The organism is Pseudomonas sp. TMW22090 (assembly GCF_022496665.1).
Lineage (GTDB): Bacteria > Pseudomonadota > Gammaproteobacteria > Pseudomonadales > Pseudomonadaceae > Aquipseudomonas > Aquipseudomonas gregormendelii.
On the sequence record NZ_SCFH01000011.1, the window covers coordinates 111,796 to 134,528 of the forward strand.

General features: G+C 61.6%; 17 protein-coding genes, 4 tRNA genes and 1 pseudogene. 17 read left to right on the forward strand and 5 right to left on the reverse strand.

Annotation, left to right across the window (positions count from 1 at the left end):
* Positions 1 to 53: 53 nt before the first annotated feature.
* The 12 genes from EQV97_RS25785 (at position 54) to EQV97_RS25840 (ending at position 12,868) form a co-directional block, all read left to right on the forward strand.
* Positions 54 to 1,265, forward strand: coding sequence for an O-succinylhomoserine sulfhydrylase (locus EQV97_RS25785; RefSeq protein ID WP_122838217.1), 1,212 nt, complete (start codon positions 54 to 56; stop codon positions 1,263 to 1,265).
* On the forward strand, positions 1,262 to 2,038 hold the full coding sequence (locus tag EQV97_RS25790; protein WP_122838218.1) for an SDR family oxidoreductase: 777 nt from the start codon (positions 1,262 to 1,264) through the stop codon (positions 2,036 to 2,038). The genes EQV97_RS25785 and EQV97_RS25790 overlap by 4 nt, the downstream gene beginning before the upstream one ends.
* A gap of 250 nt (positions 2,039 to 2,288) precedes the next feature.
* A tRNA-Val gene (locus EQV97_RS25795) sits at positions 2,289 to 2,364 on the forward strand.
* Positions 2,365 to 2,418: 54 nt separating this feature from the next.
* A tRNA-Asp gene (locus EQV97_RS25800) sits at positions 2,419 to 2,495 on the forward strand.
* A 102-nt stretch (positions 2,496 to 2,597) separates the two neighbouring features.
* Positions 2,598 to 2,674, forward strand: a tRNA-Asp gene (locus EQV97_RS25805).
* Positions 2,675 to 2,941: 267 nt separating this feature from the next.
* Positions 2,942 to 3,451 carry a sigma-70 family RNA polymerase sigma factor gene (locus EQV97_RS25810; RefSeq protein WP_122838219.1) on the forward strand — a complete coding sequence of 170 codons (510 nt, stop codon included), beginning with the start codon at positions 2,942 to 2,944 and terminating at the stop codon, positions 3,449 to 3,451.
* Positions 3,448 to 4,392 (forward strand): FecR domain-containing protein, encoded by a 945-nt coding sequence (locus tag EQV97_RS25815; protein WP_122838220.1) that lies wholly within the window; start codon positions 3,448 to 3,450, stop codon positions 4,390 to 4,392. The genes EQV97_RS25810 and EQV97_RS25815 overlap by 4 nt, the downstream gene beginning before the upstream one ends.
* A 67-nt stretch (positions 4,393 to 4,459) precedes the next feature.
* Positions 4,460 to 6,862 (forward strand): TonB-dependent receptor, encoded by a 2,403-nt coding sequence (locus tag EQV97_RS25820; protein WP_122838221.1) that lies wholly within the window; start codon positions 4,460 to 4,462, stop codon positions 6,860 to 6,862.
* Positions 6,863 to 7,294: 432 nt separating this feature from the next.
* Complete coding sequence (locus tag EQV97_RS25825) at positions 7,295 to 10,126, forward strand: xanthine dehydrogenase family protein molybdopterin-binding subunit (RefSeq protein WP_240890308.1); 2,832 nt, start codon at positions 7,295 to 7,297, stop codon at positions 10,124 to 10,126.
* On the forward strand, positions 10,119 to 10,658 hold the full coding sequence (locus EQV97_RS25830) for a (2Fe-2S)-binding protein (protein ID WP_045057932.1): 540 nt from the start codon (positions 10,119 to 10,121) through the stop codon (positions 10,656 to 10,658). Before EQV97_RS25825 ends, EQV97_RS25830 begins: the two co-directional genes overlap by 8 nt.
* Position 10,659: 1 nt before the next feature.
* Positions 10,660 to 11,895 (forward strand): cytochrome c, encoded by a 1,236-nt coding sequence (locus EQV97_RS25835; RefSeq protein ID WP_240890309.1) that lies wholly within the window; start codon positions 10,660 to 10,662, stop codon positions 11,893 to 11,895.
* Position 11,896: 1 nt separating this feature from the next.
* The gene (locus EQV97_RS25840; RefSeq protein ID WP_122838224.1) at positions 11,897 to 12,868 is read left to right on the forward strand and encodes an XdhC family protein; all 972 of its coding nucleotides are present in this window, start codon (positions 11,897 to 11,899) and stop codon (positions 12,866 to 12,868) included.
* 46 nt (positions 12,869 to 12,914) lie between these two features.
* Here the strand turns inward: EQV97_RS25840 and EQV97_RS25845 are convergent, their stop codons facing one another.
* The gene (locus EQV97_RS25845) at positions 12,915 to 14,198 is read right to left on the reverse strand and encodes an FAD-binding oxidoreductase (RefSeq protein WP_122838225.1); all 1,284 of its coding nucleotides are present in this window, start codon (positions 14,196 to 14,198) and stop codon (positions 12,915 to 12,917) included.
* Positions 14,199 to 14,381: 183 nt separating this feature from the next.
* Here EQV97_RS25845 and EQV97_RS25850 point away from each other — a divergent pair.
* The 3 genes from EQV97_RS25850 (at position 14,382) to EQV97_RS25860 (ending at position 15,842) form a co-directional block, all read left to right on the forward strand.
* A tRNA-Val gene (locus tag EQV97_RS25850) sits at positions 14,382 to 14,458 on the forward strand.
* Positions 14,459 to 14,686: 228 nt separating this feature from the next.
* Positions 14,687 to 15,142 carry a hypothetical protein gene (locus tag EQV97_RS25855; protein WP_240890310.1) on the forward strand — a complete coding sequence of 152 codons (456 nt, stop codon included), beginning with the start codon at positions 14,687 to 14,689 and terminating at the stop codon, positions 15,140 to 15,142.
* 232 nt (positions 15,143 to 15,374) lie between these two features.
* Positions 15,375 to 15,842: an anti-virulence regulator CigR family protein gene (locus EQV97_RS25860; RefSeq protein ID WP_240890311.1), complete on the forward strand. Its 468-nt coding sequence runs from the start codon at positions 15,375 to 15,377 to the stop codon at positions 15,840 to 15,842.
* A 373-nt stretch (positions 15,843 to 16,215) separates the two neighbouring features.
* Here the strand turns inward: EQV97_RS25860 and EQV97_RS25865 are convergent, their stop codons facing one another.
* The 3 genes from EQV97_RS25865 to EQV97_RS25875 are packed head-to-tail and all read right to left on the reverse strand — an operon-like array spanning position 16,216 to position 21,372.
* Complete coding sequence (locus EQV97_RS25865) at positions 16,216 to 18,597, reverse strand: response regulator (protein ID WP_240890312.1); 2,382 nt, start codon at positions 18,595 to 18,597, stop codon at positions 16,216 to 16,218.
* Positions 18,598 to 18,627: 30 nt separating this feature from the next.
* The gene (locus tag EQV97_RS25870; protein ID WP_122838290.1) at positions 18,628 to 19,089 is read right to left on the reverse strand and encodes a response regulator; all 462 of its coding nucleotides are present in this window, start codon (positions 19,087 to 19,089) and stop codon (positions 18,628 to 18,630) included.
* Positions 19,090 to 19,104: 15 nt separating this feature from the next.
* The gene (locus EQV97_RS25875) at positions 19,105 to 21,372 is read right to left on the reverse strand and encodes an ATP-binding protein (RefSeq protein ID WP_240890313.1); all 2,268 of its coding nucleotides are present in this window, start codon (positions 21,370 to 21,372) and stop codon (positions 19,105 to 19,107) included.
* 221 nt (positions 21,373 to 21,593) lie between these two features.
* On the opposite strand from EQV97_RS25875, the pseudogene EQV97_RS29020 reads away from it, so the two are divergent.
* Both EQV97_RS29020 and EQV97_RS25885 read left to right on the forward strand, forming a co-directional pair.
* Positions 21,594 to 21,706, forward strand: a pseudogene (locus EQV97_RS29020) (biliverdin-producing heme oxygenase); the annotation flags it as partial.
* Between the two features lie 178 nt (positions 21,707 to 21,884).
* Positions 21,885 to 22,340: a DUF2214 family protein gene (locus EQV97_RS25885; RefSeq protein ID WP_240890314.1), complete on the forward strand. Its 456-nt coding sequence runs from the start codon at positions 21,885 to 21,887 to the stop codon at positions 22,338 to 22,340.
* An 85-nt stretch (positions 22,341 to 22,425) separates the two neighbouring features.
* On the opposite strand, the gene csrA is transcribed toward EQV97_RS25885, so the two are convergent.
* The gene (gene csrA / locus EQV97_RS25890; RefSeq protein WP_045057924.1) at positions 22,426 to 22,617 is read right to left on the reverse strand and encodes a carbon storage regulator CsrA; all 192 of its coding nucleotides are present in this window, start codon (positions 22,615 to 22,617) and stop codon (positions 22,426 to 22,428) included.
* Positions 22,618 to 22,733: the final 116 nt, after the last annotated feature.

The following is a 22,733-nucleotide window of genomic DNA, read 5'->3' on the forward strand; positions in this document are numbered from 1 at the left end:
GCTCCCACAGGCCGGTTTAGTATCCATTACCGAGTAAGGCAAGGAGTGACAGCATGAGTCAGGATTGGGATGCCGGTCGGCTGGACAGCGACCTTGAAGGCGTAGCGTTCGATACCCTGGCCGTACGCGCCGGCCAGCACCGCACGCCGGAAGGCGAACACGGTGATCCGATGTTCTTCACTTCCAGCTACGTATTCCGCACCGCTGCCGATGCCGCGGCGCGTTTTGCCGGGGAAGTGCCGGGCAACGTTTACTCGCGCTACACCAACCCGACCGTGCGTGCGTTCGAAGAGCGCATTGCCGCGCTTGAAGGCGCCGAGCAAGCCGTGGCCACTGCCACCGGCATGGCGGCGATCATGGCCGTGGTCATGAGCCTGTGCAGCGCCGGTGATCATGTGCTGGTGTCGCGCAGCGTTTTCGGCTCGACCATCAGCCTGTTTGAAAAATACTTCAAGCGTTTCGGCGTAGAAGTCGATTACGTGCCCCTGGCGGACCTGTCCGGCTGGGATGCGGCCATCAAGGCCAATACCAAATTACTGTTCGTCGAGTCGCCGTCCAACCCGCTGGCAGAGCTGGTGGACATCGCCGAACTGGCGAAAATCGCCCATGCCAAGGGCGCGATGCTGGTCGTGGACAACTGTTTCTGCACCCCTGCGTTGCAGCAGCCGCTGAAGATGGGCGCGGACATCGTCGTGCACTCGGCGACCAAGTTCATCGATGGCCAGGGGCGTTGCATGGGCGGCGTGGTTGCCGGTCGTGGCGAGCACATGAAAGAAGTCGTCGGCTTCCTGCGCACCGCCGGGCCAACCCTGAGCCCGTTCAACGCCTGGATTTTCCTCAAGGGCCTGGAAACCCTCGGCCTGCGCATGAAGGCGCATTGCGCCAACGCCCAGCAACTGGCCGAATGGCTGGAGCAGCAGGACGGTATCGAGAAAGTCCATTACGCCGGTCTCAAGAGCCATCCACAGCATGAGTTGGCCTTGCGCCAGCAGAAGGGCTTTGGCGCGGTGGTGAGTTTTGAGGTCAAGGGTGGCAAAGAGGGCGCGTGGCGCTTTATCGATGCGACTCGCCTGATCTCGATCACCGCCAACCTGGGGGACAGCAAGACCACCATTACCCACCCAAGCACCACTTCCCACGGCCGCCTCGCGCCGCAGGAGCGTGAAGCCGCCGGGATCCGCGACAGCCTGATCCGCGTCGCGGTGGGCCTGGAAGACGTGGCGGACCTGCAAGCCGATCTGGCGCGCGGCCTGGCTGCGCTGTGATCGAGTTGTCTGCGCCCGGCACGGGCACCAATGGCCGCGTCGCGCTGGTCACGGGTGCTGCGCGCGGCATCGGCCTGGGCATTTCTGCCTGGTTGATCAGCGAAGGCTGGCAAGTCGTGCTGACCGACCTGGATCGGGTCCGTGGTTCGAAAGTGGCGAAGGTGCTGGGTGATAACGCCTGGTTCATCGCCATGGACGTCTCGAACGAGGGGCAGGTGGCGCTGGGGGTGGCCGAGGTGCTGGGGCAGTTCGGGCGGCTCGATGCGCTCGTGTGCAACGCGGCAGTAGCCGAGCCGCACAACATTACCCTCGAAAGCCTCGATCTGGCCTACTGGAATCGGGTGCTGGCGGTCAATCTCAGTGGCCCTATGTTGCTGGCCAAGCACTGCGCGCCGTACCTGCGTGCTCACAGCGGCGCGATCGTCAACCTGGCCTCGACCCGCGCCAGCCAGTCGGAACCCGACAGTGAAGCCTACGCGGCGAGCAAGGGCGGCTTGTTGGCCCTGACTCATGCGCTGGCCATCAGCCTGGGGCCGGAGATTCGGGTCAATGCCGTCAGCCCGGGCTGGATCGATGCACGCGACCCTTCAGCCCGCCGCGCCGAGCCGTTGTCCGACGCCGACCATGCCCAGCATCCGGCGGGCAGGGTAGGGACGGTGGAGGATGTCGCGGCAATGGTGGCCTGGTTGCTGTCGAGGAACGCCGGCTTTGTCACGGGGCAGGAGTTTGTGGTGGACGGCGGCATGACCAAGAAGATGATTTACAGCGAGTGACCGGCAGCCGTATTGATGCTGGATGCTCTGCAGCTTTGGCGAGCAAGCCCGCTCCCGCAGTGGCTTTGTGTGGGACCCATAGCCTGTGTTCACTCACAATCCGCTGTGGGAGCGGGCTTGCTCGCGAAAGCGGTCTGGCGGCAGAACCATTCGCCACTGACACGATTTTGTCTTTTTCAGAAAAACTTCAATCCTGCTATTGACTTAGGTTCGCTACCTGCGTAAATTTCGCGGCCTCGGAGATGCAAACGGGTGATTAGCTCAGCTGGGAGAGCGTCTGCCTTACAAGCAGAATGTCGGCGGTTCGATCCCGTCATCACCCACCACTTCCGAGAGTCTTGCGAAAGCAAGATGGAAGCCTTAAAAGCCTCCACCGACGCGCAGCGGTAGTTCAGTCGGTTAGAATACCGGCCTGTCACGCCGGGGGTCGCGGGTTCGAGTCCCGTCCGCTGCGCCATATTTTCCGAGTCAGGTCTGACCTGATTCGAGATCAAAAGAGAGATTGAAAAATCTCGGAGCTTTTGATCAGACGAGTTAGGACGCAAGTCCAAAGCGATACGCAGCGGTAGTTCAGTCGGTTAGAATACCGGCCTGTCACGCCGGGGGTCGCGGGTTCGAGTCCCGTCCGCTGCGCCATATCTGCTACAAGGCCCACTGAACGCCTTGGAGCTACGAAGAAGCCATTGGTGACTTCGAGTCGATAGCAAAAACCCTGGTCGAAAGACCGGGGTTTTTTGTGTCTGCGATTTGCCTCTTTCCTGAACCGCTATCCCCCGTCCTGCAGGAGCGAGCTCCTACAGGACGGTCTTTATGCGCGCTCAATGCATAAAGAGCTTCCTTCCCGGCACTGACATTAATTAGAATCACTCTCATTTACGATAACTCCTGGCACAGGGCTTCTAGATGAGTGATGCAGTGGTGCCGAAGGAGCCAACCCTTCACGACCTGTACCGCGATCACCGTGGCTGGCTTGAAACCTGGTTGGGGAGGCGCTTGGGCAACGGCTGTGATGCGGCTGATCTGAGCCAGGACACTTTCCTGCGGGTGCTTGCCAGTTCGCAGCGTATCGCCGACCTGCAAGAGCCCCGTGCCTATTTGCTGACTGTGGGCAAACGCCTGCTAAGCAACTTCTATCAGCGCCGCAGCCTGGAACAGGCCTATCTCGCCGCGTTGGCGGCGATGCCAGAGGACTGTGCGCCATCCCCCGAGCAACGCTGGCTGCTGCTGGAAACCCTGCAAGCGCTGGATGAGCTGCTCGACGGCTTGCCGCGGGCGGTGCGCCGGGCGTTTTTGTGGAGCCAGCTCGAAGGCCTGACCTACGGGCAAATCGCGGAACGCCTGCAAGTGTCCGAACGTACCATCAAGCGTTACATGGCTCAGGCTTATGAGCATTGCCTGCTGGTGGACCTGTGAACACTCAGGCGTCCGATTCGCGCCAGGCCGTTCGCGCCGCCGCGCAATGGCTTGCGCTGCTGGAATCCGGCGGTGCCAACGAGCAGGACCGGGCGAACTTGCAGCGCTGGCGTGATACCTGCGCCACCCACGAGCAGGCCTGGCAGAAAGCCCAGGCGCTGCGCCAGCGTTTTGCCGACCTGCCATCGGGGCTGGCGCTGAGCAGCCTGGATCGTCCGGATGCGGCGAGGCGCAAAGTGCTCAAGCGCGCCCTGGGCGCGGTGGCCCTGGTGCCGGCGGCGTGGCTGATCAGTCGGCAACTGCCGCTGGATGCCTGGCGCGCCGATTTGCACACCGCCACCGGCGAGCGCCAACAGATCCGGCTTGCCGACGGCAGCGCGCTGCAGCTCAACACGGCCAGCGCGGTCGATGTGGACCTGCAGGCACGCCGCGTCAAGCTGATCGAGGGCGAAATGTCCCTGACAGTGCCAGGTGATTCGCCGCTGACCATCCAGACCCGTTTTGGCAATGTCATCGTCAGCCGCAGTGAAGTCTGCGTTCGCCAGGACGCACGCGGCTGTCGGGTTTCGGTCTACAACGGCGCCGTCCAGTTACAGCCTTTGCATGGGGCGGGCCTGGCCTTGCGCGCGGGCCAGCAGGTCAGCCTGCAGGCTGCCGGTGCCGGATCCATCAGCGCATTCGACACCCTGGCGCCGGGTTGGCGCGAGGGCGTGCTGATGGCGAAAGACCAGCCGCTGGGGGACTTCCTGCGCGAACTGAGCACCTATCGACCAGGTGTCCTGCGCTGGGAGCCGGAGCTGGAAGCCCTGCGAGTTACCGGCAGCTTCCGTCTGGACGACACTGACCGGGTGCTCGCGCTGCTCGCCGCCAGTCTGCCCCTGGAGGTGCATTCCCGGACTCGCTATTGGGTCACGTTGCTGCCGCGCAAAAATAGTGTGTAAACCCTGGCCCCTTTTTTCGACTCGCCTGTCATTGAAGGCATGTGAACGATCAAGAGAGCCTATTCAAATGCCTAACGCTTCTTCCCCGCGCCTGCGACCGTTGTTGCACCTCAGCCTGCTGCTGGGCCTGAGTGCCAGTCCATGGTTGATCTCCCCAACCTGGGCCGAGGACGGTAACCGGCGCACCTATCAGGTGCCGGCCGGTAGCCTGAGCGATGCATTGACCCGGTTTGCCGGTCTGTCCGGGGTCAATCTGTCGGTGGACCCGGCACTGGTCAGCGGCCGCAGCAGTGGCGGGCTGTCCGGTGAGTTCGCCGTCGAGGAGGGCTTTGCCCGGTTGCTGCAGGGTTCCGGTCTGCAACTGCAGGCGGTAGGTGAGCAAGCGTACATTCTCACCCCGGCCCCGGAAAACAGCAGCTTGCAGCTGGCCCCCACCTCGATTCTCGGCGCCACCGGCGGGGAGGGCAGCGAGGTGTTCGCCGGCGGCCAGGTTGCGCGTCGCGGCTCCCAAGGCTTGCTCGGCTCGAAAGACTTCATGGAAACGCCATTCAGCATGACCACCTACACCAGCGAGGTGATCGAGAACCAGCAAGCCCGGACCTTGGGTGACCTGATCGCCAACGACCCATCGGTTCGCGCCACCAACCCTGCCGGCGGGCGTTACGAGCAATTCACCATTCGCGGGCTGAGCCTGTTCAACAGTGACGTCGCCTACAACGGCCTCTATGGCGTATTGCCGACTTACACCATCGACATGGAAATGGCTGATCGCGTGGACATCCTCAAGGGCCCCAGCCAGCTCATCAACGGCATCTCGCCGCGGGGCAGCGTGGGTGGCGGAATCAACGTGGTACCCAAGCGTGCCACCGACAAGCCGATCACTTCATTCACCGGCAGCTACGCCTCCAACAACCAGCTCGGCGGCGCCGTGGACGTCGGTCGACGCTTTGGTGAAGACGACAAGTTCGGCTTGCGCTTCAACGGCGTGAAACAGTCCGGTGACACCGAGTGGGATCACCAGAGCGTCGACCGTGAGATGGCCGTACTCGGCCTGGACTTTCGCGGCGAGCGCCTGCGGCTCTCGACAGACATCGGCCACACCGAGCGCAATACCGACGCGCCCCAGGAACGGGTGCAGGTGGGCGTCAATGCCCAGGTCCCGCATGCCGGCGATGTCCGCCACAACTACGCGCAGGCCTGGAGCAAGGCGCGCACCGAAGACACGTTCGGCACCGTCAATGGTGAGTTCGACGTCAACGATTCGGTCATGCTGTATGGCGGCGTCGGCGCGCGCAAAAGTAATCATGACTTCCTCCGGCATGCGGTCTCGGTCACCAACGATGCTGGCGACTTCAGCGTTCAACCCCGCGACTTCACCCGCGACGAGAATGTGCGCACGGCCACGGCCGGAGTGCGTAACTGGTTTAAAACCGGCCCGGTCAGCCACGAGGTCAATCTCGCGGCCAGCTACTTCTACATGGATTTCGAAAACGGCGGCGCCCGTTATGCTGCCGCGCCCAGCAATCTTTACGATCCGGTGCAAACCCCCACCCCGGCCAGGCCAACCCGCCAGGATGCCAAGGTCTACACCGAGAACCGCTTCAGCGGTGTGGCCTTGTCCGACACCCTGGGGTTCTTCGAGGACCGCTTGCTGCTGACCCTTGGCGCCCGGTGGCAGCGGGTGAAGGTCGATGACTGGTCCGACAACATCAAGGGCGCCACTGCCTATGACGAAGAAAAAGTTTCGCCGTCGGGCGGTATCCTGTTCAAGGCCACTGACAAGTTGTCGCTGTACGCCAACTACATGGAGGGCCTGAGCCAAGGCAAGATCGCCCCGTCGACCTCGGTCAACGAAGATGAAATCTTCCCGCCTTTCGTCAGCCGCCAGGTCGAGGTCGGCGCCAAATACGACGCCGGCCCATTCGCGGTCACGGCGGCGGTCTTCCGCATCAAGCAGCCGGCATATGAAACCAACGCGACCACAAGGGTCTTCGGCCCGAACGGCAAACGCGAGAACACAGGTGTGGAGCTGAGTGTGTTCGGCGAACCTCTGGATGGCTTTCGCCTGCTCGGTGGGGTGATGTACATCGACAGCGAATTGACCCACACCACCAACGGCACTTTCGACGGCAACCGCGCACCCGCAACGCCCAAATACAACGTCAACCTCGGCGCCGAGTGGGACGTGCCCACCGTCCAGGGCCTGACCCTGACCACGCGTGGCATCTACTCCAGCTCGCAGTACCTGGACCAGTCCAACAACAAGGAAATCGACTCCTGGGAACGCTTCGACGTGGGCGCCCGCTACGCGTTCAAGGTCGACGACAAGACCATCACCCTGCGCGGCAACGTCGAGAACGTCGCGGACAAACGCTACTGGAGCTCCGCAGGCGCCTCGGATGACAGCGAGCCTGGCTTGACACTGTCTACGCCACGCACTTACCTGCTTTCGGCGACAGTGGATTTCTAGGGTCGCTCGCGCGCCTTGCCTGCGATGACCCCGGTTCAGGTGTCATCGGCAGGCTGACCTCAAGCCATCGCCAGCAGGCTTACTCCCATAGTAATTGGTTGTGAACTCCCCTTATGTGTTCACTGAAAATCCCTGTGGGAGCCGGGCTTGCCCGCGAAGGCGATGGTGCATCCGATAGACATCTGACTGGCTTGGCGCCATCGCGCTCACTGCCCAGCGCCCCCCCCAAAAAAACCAAAAATTTTTGATCATCCGGTCAGTTTTTTGTAACTGGTTGTTTGCCCCGAGCGCATAAACCTTTAAAGTTAACCTTTCGGTCAGCTTTGCACTGTCAACACAGCCCTTTGCTCGTCCTAAAAGGGTTCCTGCAAGACTCGAGATTCCCAGAACATAACCAGAAGGGCGGGCCCATAACCGCTCAGAGGATGATCCATGTCCAACCGTGATATATCCCGGCGCTCGTTCCTACAGGGCGGGCTGGTGGCGGGGGTGAGCGTGACGCTTACGCCGCTCAGCTCCCAGGCCCTGGCCGCCTTGATGGAGAACAGCGTGACCGTGCCGTCCGAGCAATGGCTCGGTAACAACGGCAAGGCGCGCTCGCGTAACGATGCCCTGTCCAAGGTGTGCGGCAGCAAGGTTTTTGCTCGCGACATCCGCGCCAAGGACATGCCGGGCTGGCCCGAACAGCAAGGCCACGCCATGCTGCTGAAAATCACCAAGGCCGACCGCCTCTACGCCGGTTATGACCTGGCGTGGCTCGGTGCCGACTTGCAGCCGGACCGTATCGTCACCGCAGAAGACCTGGAGAAAGACGGCATCGTCTTCCCGGAAGAGCATGCCCCTGACCCGCTGCTACCGGTCGGCAAGGTGCCGATGTTCATCGGTCATCCGGTGGCGATCCTGATCTGGAATGACTTCGAGCGCTTCCGCCAGGCCAAGGCCAAACTCAAGTTCAACGACAAGGCCATCCGCTACGGTGCCCAGGTGCCGTTCTACGAGGGTGATCCCTACGGCAGCTTCCGCTACGTGCGGGTCGGTGGTGCGACTTCGGCGGACGAAGACGAATTCGCCAGCCTCAAGGATTCGATCCTGTTCCCGATGCTGCGCAACCGCCGTCCGGTCTGGGATTCGCAGCCCAACCTGCACGGCAACCTGACCGAGCGCGGGCTGTTCTATGCCGATCGCATGAAGCAGCAGATCGACACCCCGCCGGACAACTGGCTGGTGTTCGACGAGCGCTACAAGACGCCGTCCATCGAGCCTGCAGCCATGGAACCGGACAACGGCAACGGCTGGTACGACCCTGCGACCAAGACCCTGCATTTCGTGGTCGCCACCCAGTGCCCGCTGGAGACCGCCACCGAGACCGCGAAGATGATCGCGCCGTCGCGTTTCGGCCTGGCCAACCTCAACATGCACCCGGGCTACACCGTGGGTTACGGTTCCAAAGACCACAATATCTTTGTTTATTACGCAGCCCTGGCCGCCCTGTACGGGGCCGGTGTGCCGGTGCGCCTGGCCAACGACCGCTACGAGCAGTTCCAGAGCGGCATCAAGCGCCACCCGTTCGATATCCGCTATCAACTGGCGGTGGACAAGACCGATCACAGCTTCAAGATTTTCCGCGCCGAAATGAGCGTCGACGGCGGCGGACGCGTCAACTACAGCCCGTCGGTAGCGGCGGTTGGCGCCACGGCGGCGCAGTCGATCTACTACATGCCGCAGAACGATCTGCAGGTCACGGCCTACCATTCCCGCGCTGTGGAAGCCGGCTCGATGCGCGGCTACGGCACCCTCCAGAGCATGGCTTCGACCGAGATGATGGTTGACGAAATTGCCGGTCGCCTGGGCATCGACGCCATCGACCTGCGCAAGAAAAACGCCATGGTTTCGGGCATGAAAAATACCCAGGGTGCGGTGCCGGCGGGTGCCTTGCGCCTGCACGAGATTCTCGACAAAGCGGCTGTGCACGAGGTCTGGAAAAACCGCGACAAGCTCAAGCAGCAACGCGAAGCCCAGGACCCGGACCACTGGTACGGCGTCGGCTTCGCCATTTGCCAGAAGGACTTCGGCACCGGTTCCGAAGCGCCGATGGCGAGCATCGAATTCAACGCCGAAGGGCGCATTCACCTGCGCCATATCGGGATTGAAATCGGCACCGGCATGTCCACCTCCCAAGCCATGGTCGTGGCCGATTTCCTCGGCAGCCCGGCTCACGAAGTGAAGACCGGCGAGACTGAATGGCAAGAGCTGCAACTGATCACCGGCGGCAACCCGTACATCATGAGCCAGGCCGAGCAGGACACCTTGCTGCGCAACCCGCGCTGGGTCGGCAAGCTGGCCTCGGCCTCGTCGGCCACCAACTCGGCCTACTACTTCAGCCACGCCACCCGCGAAGCGGCACGCGTGCTGTTCAACCACGGCCTGTGGCCGGCGGCGCTGCAGATCTGGCGCCAGGGACCTTATGGCGGCCAGGCCAACCCCTACGTGGTGCGCCGCGAAGACGCGCACTGGGTCGACGGCAAACTCACCGCCAACGGCATGCAGCCGCTGAGCTTCGAACAGCTGGCCAGACACGCTCACGAAAAAGGCCTGGTCACCGGCGCCACCGTGCACGGTTTTAACCGCTGGAGCTGGGCCGAGGCCGAGTTCAGCATCGATGGCGTGCGCGAGCGCCTGCCGCTCGACAGCCTGGCGGTGAAGTACGGCGACGGCGCCCCGAGCGCGAAGAAGGCGCAGATGAACAGCGCCGGTTTCCATCTGCTCGATCGGCAGAACGTGCACTACCCGGACACCCAATTGAACAACGCCGCAGTGACTTACTACAGCCCGGTGGCAACCCTGGTTGAGTTGAAAGTGAACAAGGGCTCGGCCGAAGTGCAGGTGCTCAACCACCACTCGTGGGTCGAGTGCGGTCGGGTACTGGTGGAAGAACTGGTCAGGGGCCAGCTCGAAGGTGGCATCGCCATGGGCATCGGCCATGCGCTGCTGGAAGAAATGCCGCTGTACGAAGGCGGACCGGGGGAGGGTGACTGGAACTTCAACCGCTATCGCCTGCCCATGGCGCGCCACGTCGCGGTCTGGAAGCAGACGGCGGAAATCCTGCCGCCGCTGTCCCCGAGCGACCCCTCCAAAGGCATCGCCGAAGTGGTGATGATCCCGGTCGTGGGTGCCATCGGTAACGCCGTGGCCCACGCCATCGGCAAGCGTGTTCGCGACCTGCCTATCACTTCTGCCCGCATCAAGGAGGCCCTCAATGGCTAACCGTCCGCTTCAACTGACCCTCAACGGTCAAACCGTCGGCCCGGTGGACATCCCTGATGACCTGCCGATGATCGATTACCTGCACGAATACAAGAACCTCACCGGTTCCCGCCTGGGCTGCGGCCAGGGCATCTGCCATGCCTGCGTGGTGATCGTCGACAACCCCGACGGCACCAGCGAGGAAGTGCGCACCTGTATCACCGGGGCGCACTATTTCGAAGGCAAGAAAGTACGGACCATCGAAGGCCATGCCACTCGCGATGAGCAGGGCAAAGTCACTGAGCTCAACCCGATCCAGCAGCGCTTCGTCGATGAGTTCGCGTTCCAGTGCAGCTACTGCGCGCCAGGTTTCGTCAATGCCGCGACCGTGCTGGTAGAAAAGCTGCAGCGCCAGCCGATCGTCAAGAGCCAGCTGGAACAGGTCATCGAGGACAGCCTCGGTCATCACGTCTGCCGCTGCACCGGCTACGTGCGGTATTACAGCGCCACGCGCAATGTGCTGACCGATCTCGGCCTGGTCAAGGAGGGCTAACATGAAGCATCTATTTTCCCGCCTGGCATTGGCGGTCGGCCTGGCTGCGCCGGTCGTGATGGCGCACGCCGACGAGCAGGTCAAGCGCGGCGAATACCTCGCCCGCGCTGCCGACTGCATGGCCTGCCACACCGCTCCGGGTGGCGCTCCATACGCCGGTGGCCTGCCGATCGTTTCGCCATTCGGCACCATCTACGGCACCAACATCACCCCGAGCAAGGAGCACGGCATCGGTCAATACAGCGATGAGGAATTCTTCGCTGCGCTCACCGAAGGCAAGCGTCGCGACGGGGCTAACCTGTACCCGGCGATGCCGTACACCTCCTATCACCTGATGCCCCGGGCCGACTCCGACGCCATTCACGCTTACCTGAAAACCGTCGAGCCGATCGAGCGCGCGGCGCCGGTGACCAGCCTGAGTTTTCCGTTCAACGTGCGTCTGGGCCTGACGGGCTGGAACATGCTGTACGGTAAAGACGTCAAGCTGTCGCCCACCGAGGGCAAGAGCGAGGCGTTCAAGCGCGGCCAGTATATGGTCGACGTGCTCGGCCATTGCGGCGAATGCCATACCCCGCGCGGTTTGCCCGGTGCGATGCAGCAGGACAAGCGCATGACCGGTGGCGTCCTCAATGGCTACCTGGCACCCAGCCTGCTGGCCGACGACCTGGCCAGCCGTGGCTGGAATCACCAGGACCTGAGTTCGTTCCTCAAGCACGGCATGAGCGCCCAGGGCACCATGTTCAACGAGATGTTCCCGGTGTTCCACAACAGCACCCAGGGCCTCACTGATCCGGATCTGGCAGCGATGGCCACCTACCTGCTTGGCGATCAACCGCCAGCGGCGAAAGTGCTGAGCGAAGTGCCCCTGGAACAGTTGAGTGCCAGCGCCCGGCGCGGTCGCCAGGAATACCTCAACGTCTGCGCCGGTTGTCATGCGGTAGAGGGCGAGGGCAAGCCGCACATCGCAGTGGCCATGCGTGGTAACACCACGCTGCGCCTGACCGATGCGCGCAACCTGCTACGGGTGATCGAGGACGGCATCGGCGAGCAGCAGTTTGTCGGCTTCGAACGCATGCAACCGATGCCGGGCTTTGCCGACAAACTCAGCCCTGGCCAGTTGACCGACCTGCTCAATTACCTGCGTCAAGGGTGGGGTGGTCAGCCGGGTGAACTGACAATCGGCGACGTGCAGAAGCTACAAGCGGACGCCCCTCCAACCGAACACAAGGTGCATTGATATGCAGCATCTGGATCTGCAAGTGGTACGGCGCGCGCTGCAATGGTCAACGGCCGGCCAGCAGGTCTGGCTGTGTACGGTGCTCGCCACCTACGGCTCGGCGCCTCGCGCGCCGGGCTCGCTGCTGGCGGTGAACGGCGGCGGGCAGTGGATAGGTTCGCTGTCGGGAGGTTGCGTAGAGGAAGACTTTCTCGAGCGCGTCGCCGAAGGCGCATTCGCGCAAGCCGTGTGCGTGGTTCGGTACGGCGAAGGAGATGACCCGCGCTCGCGCATCAGCCTGCCGTGTGGCGGGATTCTTGACGTGCTGGTGGAGACGCTTGAGCCGACGTGCGAGGTTCAGGCGCATCTGCGGGAGCTGGAATCGGCGTTGCTGGGCCAGCGGCGCCTGATCCGCGAAATCGATCTGGCCAGCGGTGCCCGTGACGTGTTCGTGGACCGGGAGCAGGGCGCGCGTATCGAGCGCGAAGTCGATCGGGTTCGTGTGCGCATCGGCGCTGCCCAGCGCTTGTTGCTGGCGGGTTACTCCAGCGTCGCCCAGGCCTGTGCGGAGTTTGCGGTGGGCCTTGGGTTCGAAGTCATCCTCTGCGACCCCCGGGATGAAGTGCTCGAAGGCGTGGTACTGAACAACGTCGAGATCCGCCGGCAGCTGCCTTCGGTCTTCATCGCCGACGGAGGCTGCCATAGCGATACGGCAGTCGTTGCATTAACCCACGACCCGCGCATCGATGACCTGGCGATGATGGAAGCGGTGCGTACGGACGCGTTCTACATTGGCGTCATGGGCTCGGTGCAAACCTCGCAGAAGCGCTTCGAACGCTTGCGCCGCATTGGTGGGCTGGGCGAAGCCGAACTGGCACGGATCCACGCGCCCATCGGCCTCAACCTCGGCAGCAAAACCCCCGCAGAAATCGCCCTGGCGGTACTCGCCGACATCCTGCGAATCCGCAGCGGCATCGCCCGGGATCAACTCTAAACGCCCTGTGGGACCACACCAGTGGGAGCGGGCTTGCTCGCGTCAGTCAGTACCCGAATTTGTCCCGCAGCCCATAATACCAGGCCCCCAGCGCCGCAAACGGCGTGCGCAACAGCTGCCCACCCGGAAACGGATAATGGGGCAGGTCGGCAAACGCATCAAAACGCTCAGCCTGGCCGCGCAACGCCTCGGCCAGCACCTTGCCCGCCAGATGCGTATACGTCACCCCATGGCCGCTGCAGCCCTGGGAGTAGTAGATGTTGTCCCCAAGTCGCCCCACCTGTGGCAATCGCGACAAGGTCAGCAGGAAATTCCCGGTCCAGGCGTAATCGATCTTCACATCCTTGAGCTGGGGAAACGCCTTGAGCATCTTCGGCCGAATGATCGCCTCGATGTTCGCCGGATCCCGCGCCCCGTACACCACGCCACCGCCGAAAACCAGGCGCTTGTCGGCGGTCAGGCGGTAGTAATCGAGCAGGTAATTACAGTCTTCCACGCAGTAGTCCTGCGGCAACAAAGTGCTGGCCAGCGCATCGCCCAATGGCGCAGTGGTAATGACCTGAGTCCCGCAAGGCATCGACTTGGCCGCCAGTTCCGGCACCAGGTTGCCCAGATAGGCATTGCCGGCGACGATAATGAACTTGGCCCTGACCTTGCCCTGCGGCGTGTGCACAACCGGGCTGGCGCCGCGCTCGATCCGCACCGCCGGCGATTGCTCATAAATAGTCCCGCCCAGAGACTCCACCGCAGCGGCTTCACCCAAGGCCAGGTTCAACGGATGAATGTGCCCGCCGCTCATGTCGAGCATGCCGCCGACATACTGATCGCAAGCCACCACCTGACGAATACGCGCCTGATCCATCAGCTCCAGCTGCGTATGGCCAAAGCGCTCCCACAAACGCTTCTGCGCCTCCAGATGGCCCATCTGCTTGGCCGTGATGGCAGCGAACACGCCGCCGTCCTTGAGGTCGCACTGGATATTATATTTGGCCACCCGCTCGCGAATGATCCGTCCGCCCTCGAACGCCATCTGCCCCAGCAGTTGAGCCTGCTTGGGCCCGACGGTGCGTTCGATCACATCGATATCGCGGCTGTAACTGTTAACGATCTGCCCACCGTTGCGCCCGGAAGCACCAAAACCAACCTTGGCCGCCTCCAGCACCGTGACCTTAAAACCGTTCTCCAGCAGGAACAGGGCAGAGGACAAGCCGGTATACCCGGCGCCGATCACACAGACATCAGTCTCTACTTCCTCCTGCAAAGCCGGGCGCGGCGGAGCCGCATTGGCCGATGCGGCGTAATAGGACTCTGGATAAGGAGTGTTCGCCATCCTGCTGCCTCTGTTTAATATATTTTACGAGTCCCCCGATCCTACCCGAGTTGAAAAACCCTCGCCAGCCACCGGAAAATCTTCCTCACAGCAGGCAAATTAAATATTTTGCATATTCATAGGGTTAGCGCGAAAAAAGGTGTTGACACCCCTCCGGAATTCCGTAGAATGCCGCCTCACAGCAGGCACGTAGCTCAGTTGGTTAGAGCACCACCTTGACATGGTGGGGGTCGTTGGTTCGAGTCCAATCGCGCCTACCAAACAAAATCCGCTCTGCTGGGCGGTCTAGAAAGGCTCACCGAAAGGTGGGCCTTTTTTTGTTGCCTGGGATTTGCAAAACTCTTGCAAATCCCACCTCAGAACGCCAGTTCAGAGTGTGGGTTGCCGATGGTAGCGCACACGGCCTTGAACCGACCGCAGGCAACGGGCTGAAAAGATGCGGTGCGACCAGTCGACCCGACTGCACCTGACGAGAGGGCGGGAGCTACATGGACGAGCTAAGCGTTTTCAAGAATCCCCACTGGGCCGTGACTCATCGAAGAGATGCCCGTTACGACGGCTATTTGATTATTTCATCAGAGGAGACGGCATCAGGGCTCGGCGGTTTGAGTCATGCAGCCCTGGCGTCTTTAGGTTCGGTAATGAAAGCGGTCGAGCTTCTACTGACCAAAGCGTACGCACCCTACAAAGTAGTGTTCTACAAGCTAGGGTTCTCACCGGGTTTCAACGTCCACTTTCATGTCGCTCCAGTCTCGCAAGCGTTGCTGGCAGAGATATCAAATCACCCCGGGTATTCCGACAACCCTGACGGTAATGACGCCATTGTTTTTCTTAGTCGGGAATACTGCGAACGGTCACTGAGCGCTGACGAAATAGAAAAGCAGCTTTCGGCAGTTTGTCTGCTTAAAGGGCTTTTTGACCAAGACCCAACAGGGTCAGAATAATCTTAAGGCCCGCGATAGGTGGCCCAGTTTACCGAATCTGCGATTTTCATCCCCTCAACTTGATTCAACTGGGTGAATGAATCTGTCATCTTGAACAGCTGGCATAGCTGGCATAGCTGGCGCTGCGGTCACCGCCCTCTGGAGCGGGCGACTGGCGATCAGGCGGCGAGGCAACCACATCCTCAAAACGTCTAAGTTCATGGAACATCCCGCACCTTTGAAGGAGCAACTCATGTCCAAATCTCGCTCATTGATTGCCGCTTTAACCTGTTTTGCACTGGTCTGCGGCCCGGCGACTACGTGGGCCGACCCTGGTAATGGGAAAGGTCAGGGAAAGGCGCAAGGACATTCGCCAAACGGCCAGGTCCATGGGAACCAGCAAGGGCATGGGGACAAAGGTAAAAATACCGGGGGTGATTGGAGTAATGGCCCAAGCATTGATCGCGGTAGCGTGCTCGGTATTTTGGGTGGCAATCGGGGCTACTGGAGCCCCGGCCCGGCTTTACCACCCGGTATTCAAAAGAACCTCGCCAGGGGCAAACCCCTGCCACCCGGCATTGCGAAAAAACTCGATGGTCGATTGGTCGGCAGACTGCCGCATTACGATGGATATGAATGGCAGCAAGCGGGCACTGACCTGATATTGGTCGCGCTGGCCACCGGAGTCATCTTCGAAATTCTCAACGGGGCATTTGATTAGTGCCGGAATGTCGAGTGGGAGCGTAAGAAACGGAGCCCCTGCAACCTTGCGCCTGGTGGATGTTCCGGGGGAGGTACAGGCGACATTGATGACGACCTGCAAGTGGGCCGGGAAGATGGACCGTCAGTCTTGGTTAACTGAGAATCAAGGCCAGCCATTGATCCCACCAGAACACCATGGAAATTAATGCCAGGCCACAGGCGCCCGCAAACACGAGGCAAACCCAGTCTGAAACCACCATGCGCAGAATCATTGTTACCACTCCTCTTGGCGGGACCTGGACTCAGGTTAGTTGAACTTCTGCGCATTGAGGCTGTCCGAGCAGACCATTTCGGTATCCTCAGAGGCGTGGGCGACGAAAGGGCGACACGCCTCAGTCGATTCGGGCCTGGCTCAACGCATGGTGCAGCTTGTCCCGCAGCACGTGCTCACTGAACGGCTTCTGCAACACGGCTGAGGCTTCCAGCCCCAGTACGTCCACGTCCGCGTAGCCGGTGACGAACAGCACGGGCACTTCGGGGGTGCGCTCCCTGATCAGTTGCGCCAGCTCGCCGCCGGTCATGCCCGGCATCGCGAAGTCGGTCACCACCACGTCGATCCCCGGCCCGAGCTTTTCCAGTGCCTGTATTCCGTCCTGTGCCTCTTCAACGCTGTAGCCCAGCGATTCAAGCATCTGCACGGTGACCGCGCGGACTGCAGGGTCATCGTCGACCAGGAGTACGGTGCGACCCTCGGCCACAGCCTGAGGCACCATTTCCGGCGGAGCTTCTACCGCAGCTGCGGCGGTTTTTTCCACGCAGGGCAGGTACACCATGACTTTGGTGCCCACTCCCAGTTGTGTCTCGATTCTCACGCCGCCGCCGGACTGCTTGGCAAAACCGAACACCTGCGCCAGGCCAAGGCCTGAGCCCTTGCCGACTTCCTTGGTGGTGAAGAACGGCTCGAAGGCCTTGAGCAAGGTGTCGTCGCTCATGCCGCTGCCCGAGTCCTGGATGGACAGGACTGCGTAGCGGCCTGGCTCCGGGTCTTCAGGGCGAACCGCAGGCTCGGTGATTTCGGCGTTAAAAGTCGAAAAGCACAGGGTGCCACCCATTGCCATGGCATCCCGGGCATTGATGGCGAGGTTGAGGATGATCATTTCCGTCTGGGTCGGGTCGCCCATGGCGTGCCACAGCTCTGGGCACAGTTCGCTCTTGATCCAGATGCTGCCGCCCAGTGCTCGCGCCAGCAGGCTGCCCATGCCGCGGATGGTGTCGTTGAGGCTTAGAACCACCGGTTCCAGGCGTTGCCGGCGCGAAAACGAGAGCAGTTGTGCAGTCAGCCGGGCGCCACGCTCGCCGGCCTCGATGACGTTTTGCAGGCGGCGGGTGGTCTTGTCCAGCGTGCCTTTCTCGACGTCGCGGATGGCAAAAGCGGTGCTGGTCAGGATCACCGTCAGCAAGTTGTTGAAGTCGTGCGCCACGCCAGCGGTGAGTTGCCCGACAACCTCCAGGCGCTGCATCTGTTGCAGTGCAGCCTCAACCCGCTCGCGTTCCTGGATCTGGTCGCGCAGCCGCTGGTTGGCTGCGGCCAGTTCGTCGACGACAGCGCGCTCTTCGGTGATGTCGCGCACGGCGGCATACATCAGTCCGTTTTCCGGCACGATGGTCCACGACAGCCAGCGATAGTCGCCGCACAAGTGGCGCATGCGATTGACGAAGCGGGTGGAGACGTTACCGCGGGCGATGCTTTCAGTTTCGCGTACGGTCGCCTCGAGGTCCTCGGGGTGAATCAGTTCCCACAAGCGCATCTGGCTGATCTGTTCATGGGACCAGCCCAGCGCGGCTTTCCAGGCCGGGTTGAAGGCAATGGGGGTCATGTCCAGGCGCAACACGGCCAGCAGCTCCCGGGACAGTTCCCAGGTGCGGTCGCGTTCGCGGGTGCGCTGCTCGACACGCTGCCCGAGTGCCTCATTGAGCTCCACCAGCTCTTCGGTCGCGCGTTTACGTTCGCTGATGTCTTGCATGACCCCGGTGAAACGCACGCATTGACCGTTCTCGAACACCGAGCGGCCATTGGAAAAAATCCAGCGCTGGCGACCGCCCTGCAGGATGACCCGGTACTCGACCTGGTAATCCGCCTGGGCGGTCATGGCTTCCTGGACTTTGCCTTCAACCAGCAAGCGGTCGTCGGGGTGACAGCGGTCCAGCAGATAAGCCAGGTCAATCGTCGCAGTCGGCGGCAGCTCGTACAGCGCTTTGCAGCGCTCGTCCCAGAGCAATCGACCGGTGCTGGGTTCAAGCTCCCATACGCCCATTTCCGCCGCCTCGATCGCCAGCCGCGCTCGGGCCTCGACCTCCTGCAGGGCGGCTTCGGCCACCAGCCGCTGCTTGCGCTCGCGCACTTCCGAAACGGCACGGCGCACGGCCTTGGGCAGCATCTTGAGGTTTTGCTTGAGGACGTAATCCACCGCCCCCAGGCGAATCATCTCCACGGCCTGGTGTTCACCGAACATGCCGGAGAGAAAGATGAAGGGAGTCTGTGGGGCGATTTGCTGGGCGATCTGCAGCACATCTGCGCCGGAAGACCCCGGCAGCAGGTAGTCGCACAGCACTACATCGTAGCTGCCCTGGTCGAGGGCCTGTTTGGCCCCTTTATGGTTGTGAACCAGGGTCGAATCGACCTCGATGCCACTTGCCTCCAGGGTCAGCACAATCAACTCGGCGTCGTGAGGGCTGTCTTCGATCAGGAGGATTTTCAGCGTGTTCAGTGGCATGTAGTTCAGCTGTGCATGTTCATCGAATGATCAGGAATTAGAGCGGCGCACGGTTCTGACAGAGCCCGGTGGCGGTTCGTTCAGCACCGCCCAGAAAATTCCCAGGTCGGAAATGGCGCCCACGAATTCCTTGAATTCCACGGGCTTGACCACGTAGGCGTTGACGCCCAACTGGTAGGCGCGCGACAGGTCCGGCTCTTCCCGGGAGGACGTCAGCATGACTACCGGGATGCTGCGCAGTTCTTCAGCCGAGCGAATCGCCTCCAGCACCTGCAGGCCATCGACTTTCGGCAACTTCAGGTCCAGCAGCAGCACGGCCGGGTTACCGTCGGCACGACCGGAGTGGGCGTTGCGGCGGAACAGATAGTCCAGCGCCTCGGCGCCATCCCTGACGACCACTACGTCGTTGGCCAGTTGGCTGCGCTCAAGGGCGACCAGTGTCAGCTCGAGGTCGTTGGGATCGTCTTCTACTAGCAGGATCGGTTTAAGCATGGCGGTTTCTCTGTGTCATCGAGCGACTGGGCTCAGGTGTTTTTTTGGAAGGGTGATCGAGAACGTGGCGCCCTGGTCGAGGACACCCTCGGCCTTGACGGTTCCGCCGTGGCGCTCGACGATCCGCCTGACGTTGGCCAGGCCGATGCCGGTGCCCTCGAACTCATCCATGCGGTGCAAGCGCTGGAATACGCCGAACAGTTTGCCGGCGTACTGCATGTCGAAGCCCACTCCGTTATCCCTGATGCTTACAGTCACGGTGTCGGCTGTCTCGGCCGCCGTGATTTCAATCACGGCGACTGCTTCATTGCGGGTGTACTTGATGGCGTTGGCGACCAGGTTGCGCATGGCCAGGTGCAGGAACGCGGGGTCGGCCACGATGATCGGCAGCTCGCCGGTGATCCATTCGATCGTCCGGCCTTGGTACTCCGGCTCCATTTCCCGCTTGATCGACTCGATCATCGCGGCGAGGTTGACTTCGGAAAGGCGCATGGCCGAGCGACCCATCTGCGAGAAACTCAGCAGGTTGTCGACCAGTGTCCCGGCAAATTTTGCCGACTCGCCAATGGTGCCGAGGAAGCGTTGGCCGCGCTCGGTCAGGTTGGCCTGTTCCATGTCCGTGAGCAGCTCGGCGTAACCGGCGATATGCCGCAGCGGGGCGCGCAGGTCATGGGAGACGCTGTAGGAGAACGCCTCGAGCTCCTTGTTGGAGCGCTTCAATTCGGTGGCCATCTGCGCCAGCTCTTCCGCCTTGCGCAGGACGATGCCCAGCACCGCCAGGCGCAACTCGGCGACGCCTTCGATCTCGGTTTCGTCCCACGGCGTGGAATAACCCTCTACTGTCTGGTGCCACTTGGCAAAACTCTGGCGCGGCGAGAGTGAGCCGCTGACATCCACCACTTTCTCCGGCTTGCCCGCCCAGTGCACCACATGGGTCTGCTCGGGCTTGAACCACAGAATGTAGTTGGAGTGCACTTCGGAAATCGATACCGCCAGCACACCGCCGATGGATTTGGCGAGGCCAGGCAGGTTCGGGATGTCACGGCCGACATTGTCGCTGTGAAATACGTCCGAGCCCTGGCGATTGTTCAGCCAGGTGGCGAGCGCATGTACTTGATTTTGCGGTGGAGTGAGACCGTACAGGTCGCACTCGGTATCGGACACCACCGCCGCACCGCTGGCGCCGACGAAACCCAGAAATACGTCGGACAAGGATTTCAGGCCGTTGAGCACGCTGTCGTGATCGGCCATGGCCCCGAGCATCTGCACGATCTGCTTTCTCAGGCTGAGCATTTTCTGGCTGCGCAGGTGGGCGCCCTTGGTCTCGACCTGCAGCGACAACACCCGGCCCAGCAGTTCGCACGCGGTACGGGTCTGGAAGCTCACATCCCGTGGCGCATGGTTGTGGCAGGAAATCAGCCCCCACAGTTGGCCATTCATGACAATGGAAATGGACATCGACATCGAGGCACCGGTGCCCATGTTGCGCATGTAATGCAGGTGCACCGGGGAAACGCTGCGCAGCGTGGCAAAGCTCAAGTCCAGCGGCTGCCCGGTGGCGGGGTTGTGCGCTGGGATGATCGGCGAGGGTGCGTAGTCGACGTCAGCGATGATGCGAATGCGGTTGGCGCAGTAAAGTTCGCGGGCCTGCTGCGGAATGTCGGAAGCCGGAAAGCATAGCCCCAGGTATTTGTCGTAGCCGTCGTCAGCCAGTTCGGCGTTGACCACGCCATTGCCTTCCTTATCGAACCGGTACGCGTTCACCCGGCCATAGCCGGTGATGCGCTTGATGAACCCGACGGAGCGCAGGCACAACTCATCCACGCTTTCGTCTTCACGCATCTGGCTGATGAACGAACGAATCAGCGGGTACAACCGGCCATGGGCGCTGGAGGCATCACTGGCGGGCTCGAACTCGGCAATCAGCACGCCGTCGTTACGATGCAGCATCATCGCGAACAACTGACCGGCCCGTTCACCTTGGATCAGCGTGGTGTCGCCGACATGAAACGCTTGCAGCTGATCCTCGTCCAGGTCGCTCAACTGATCGACGAAGGCCGAACCGCTCTTTACCAGGTCATCGAGGTGCATACCCAGCAGTTGCGAAGGGGCTATTTCGATCCAGTCAGTCACGTTCTCGCTGACCTGCACCACCGTCATGCTGGCCTCGTCGATCACCAGCAGAAAACCTTGGGGCTGAATGCTGCCCGGGGTCCTGATGGGTTCGCGGGCGCAGTTTTCGATAGCGGCCTGGAGGTCGGCAGCGATTGCGGTTGTGGTCAAAATCTTCCCCTTTAAGGCGTTAAAAGCGGTTGGCGTTTGCCTGGCTGAGCTTTAGGTCGCCAAATCCATTCGCTTTAAAAAGTGCACGACACATTAGCAAAAAAAACCGGGCAGCAGGGGTGCCGGGCTGTCCTGATCTAAACATTACGACCAGCCGCCTGCGCGTTTGTTCGCCTGGTTGCGCTCGTGCCATTTTGCCAAACGGGGCTTTTACGCGCAGCCGCGAGATCGCGAGCCGGCTGGGCCTCGACGCCAGCAAGGGGGCAGCATTCCTCCAAGTCTATGGCGCCGCCACCGGCCGACGCTGGCGGGAGTCATTGGCCACCTGGGTGCTGCAACCCTTGAGGCACCCGCACGTGACCGCGCAGTGACGGCAGTCCGGCATACCTTTGCCTGCTTCGAACGCTGGCTGGACAGCGCCTCGGTATTGTTCCCCACCGGGGAGGAGGCACGCCAGGCCGCGATGGGCTACTACTGACAGACCGATCATTGGTGCTGACAGGGGTATTTCGATGCTGACTCACTGGTTGCTGGCTGCGATTCATCTATTAGCGTATGGGCTTGGCTTTTGGGCCGTATTGTCCCGGGGGACGGCGTTTCGGCGACTGGCGGCGGGCACGGGAGAGGCACGCAGCGTGCTGATTGCCGATAATCTTTGGGGGCTCAGCGCTCTGGTGCTGCTGGTGACGGGTGTTATGCGCGCCTTTGCAGGCTTCGAGAAGGGCACTGACTACTATCTGCACCAGCCGTTGTTTCACCTGAAGATGACGCTCTTCGTGCTGATCCTGCTATTGGAGCTGGCGCCGATGATCACGTTGATCAAATGGCGAATTGCACGAGGAAGGGGCGGGGCAGTAGACACTGGGCGTGCAAAGCTGTTCGCACGAATCAGTCATGTGGAGGCGTTGCTGGTATTGCTGATGGTGGTGGCGGCCACAGGTATGGCGCGAGGGGTGACCTTTGCTTAGCCAGCTTTGGGTCAGGTGCGCTGCACTGGAATTCTAGCCAGCCGAAGCTCAGGGGCGAACGGGCTGGCTACTGGGTGCCGCAAGATCAGTTTTGTGGCTTGTCCGGTGCGGTCAGGCCAGCCTGAATGCGCTGGTAGATCTCTTCGCGATGAACCGCGACGTCCTTTGGGGCGTTGATGCCAATCCTGACTTGTTGGCCGCTGACGCCGAGGATGGTGATCGTAATGTCATCACCAATGTTTATGCTTTCACCGACTTTGCGGGTGAGTATCAGCATGGTCTTCTCCTTGATTGCTTTGTAGGGCACCTGATTCGAACAGTGCAGAGGTCGGTGGTACGTATAGATTAGTGCGAAGTCTCACAGTTTGGGTGCCTCTTTCTGACGCGCAGATG

Bases quoted from the DNA above. Each gene is read 5' to 3' on its own strand.
- EQV97_RS25845 (WP_122838225.1), bottom strand. From the start codon at position 14,198: ATGGCGAACACTCCTTATCCAGAGTCCTATTACGCCGCATCGGCCAAT.
- EQV97_RS25885 (WP_240890314.1), top strand. From the start codon at position 21,885: ATGCTGACTCACTGGTTGCTGGCTGCGATTCATCTATTAGCGTATGGG.
- EQV97_RS25840 (WP_122838224.1), top strand. From the start codon at position 11,897: ATGCAGCATCTGGATCTGCAAGTGGTACGGCGCGCGCTGCAATGGTCA.
- EQV97_RS25785 (WP_122838217.1), top strand. From the start codon at position 54: ATGAGTCAGGATTGGGATGCCGGTCGGCTGGACAGCGACCTTGAAGGC.
- csrA (WP_045057924.1), bottom strand. From the start codon at position 22,617: ATGCTGATACTCACCCGCAAAGTCGGTGAAAGCATAAACATTGGTGAT.
- EQV97_RS25820 (WP_122838221.1), top strand. From the start codon at position 4,460: ATGCCTAACGCTTCTTCCCCGCGCCTGCGACCGTTGTTGCACCTCAGC.
- EQV97_RS25855 (WP_240890310.1), top strand. From the start codon at position 14,687: ATGGACGAGCTAAGCGTTTTCAAGAATCCCCACTGGGCCGTGACTCAT.
- EQV97_RS25810 (WP_122838219.1), top strand. From the start codon at position 2,942: ATGAGTGATGCAGTGGTGCCGAAGGAGCCAACCCTTCACGACCTGTAC.
- EQV97_RS25865 (WP_240890312.1), bottom strand. From the start codon at position 18,597: ATGCCACTGAACACGCTGAAAATCCTCCTGATCGAAGACAGCCCTCAC.
- EQV97_RS25870 (WP_122838290.1), bottom strand. From the start codon at position 19,089: ATGCTTAAACCGATCCTGCTAGTAGAAGACGATCCCAACGACCTCGAG.
- EQV97_RS25835 (WP_240890309.1), top strand. From the start codon at position 10,660: ATGAAGCATCTATTTTCCCGCCTGGCATTGGCGGTCGGCCTGGCTGCG.
- EQV97_RS25825 (WP_240890308.1), top strand. From the start codon at position 7,295: ATGTCCAACCGTGATATATCCCGGCGCTCGTTCCTACAGGGCGGGCTG.
- EQV97_RS25860 (WP_240890311.1), top strand. From the start codon at position 15,375: ATGTCCAAATCTCGCTCATTGATTGCCGCTTTAACCTGTTTTGCACTG.
- EQV97_RS25830 (WP_045057932.1), top strand. From the start codon at position 10,119: ATGGCTAACCGTCCGCTTCAACTGACCCTCAACGGTCAAACCGTCGGC.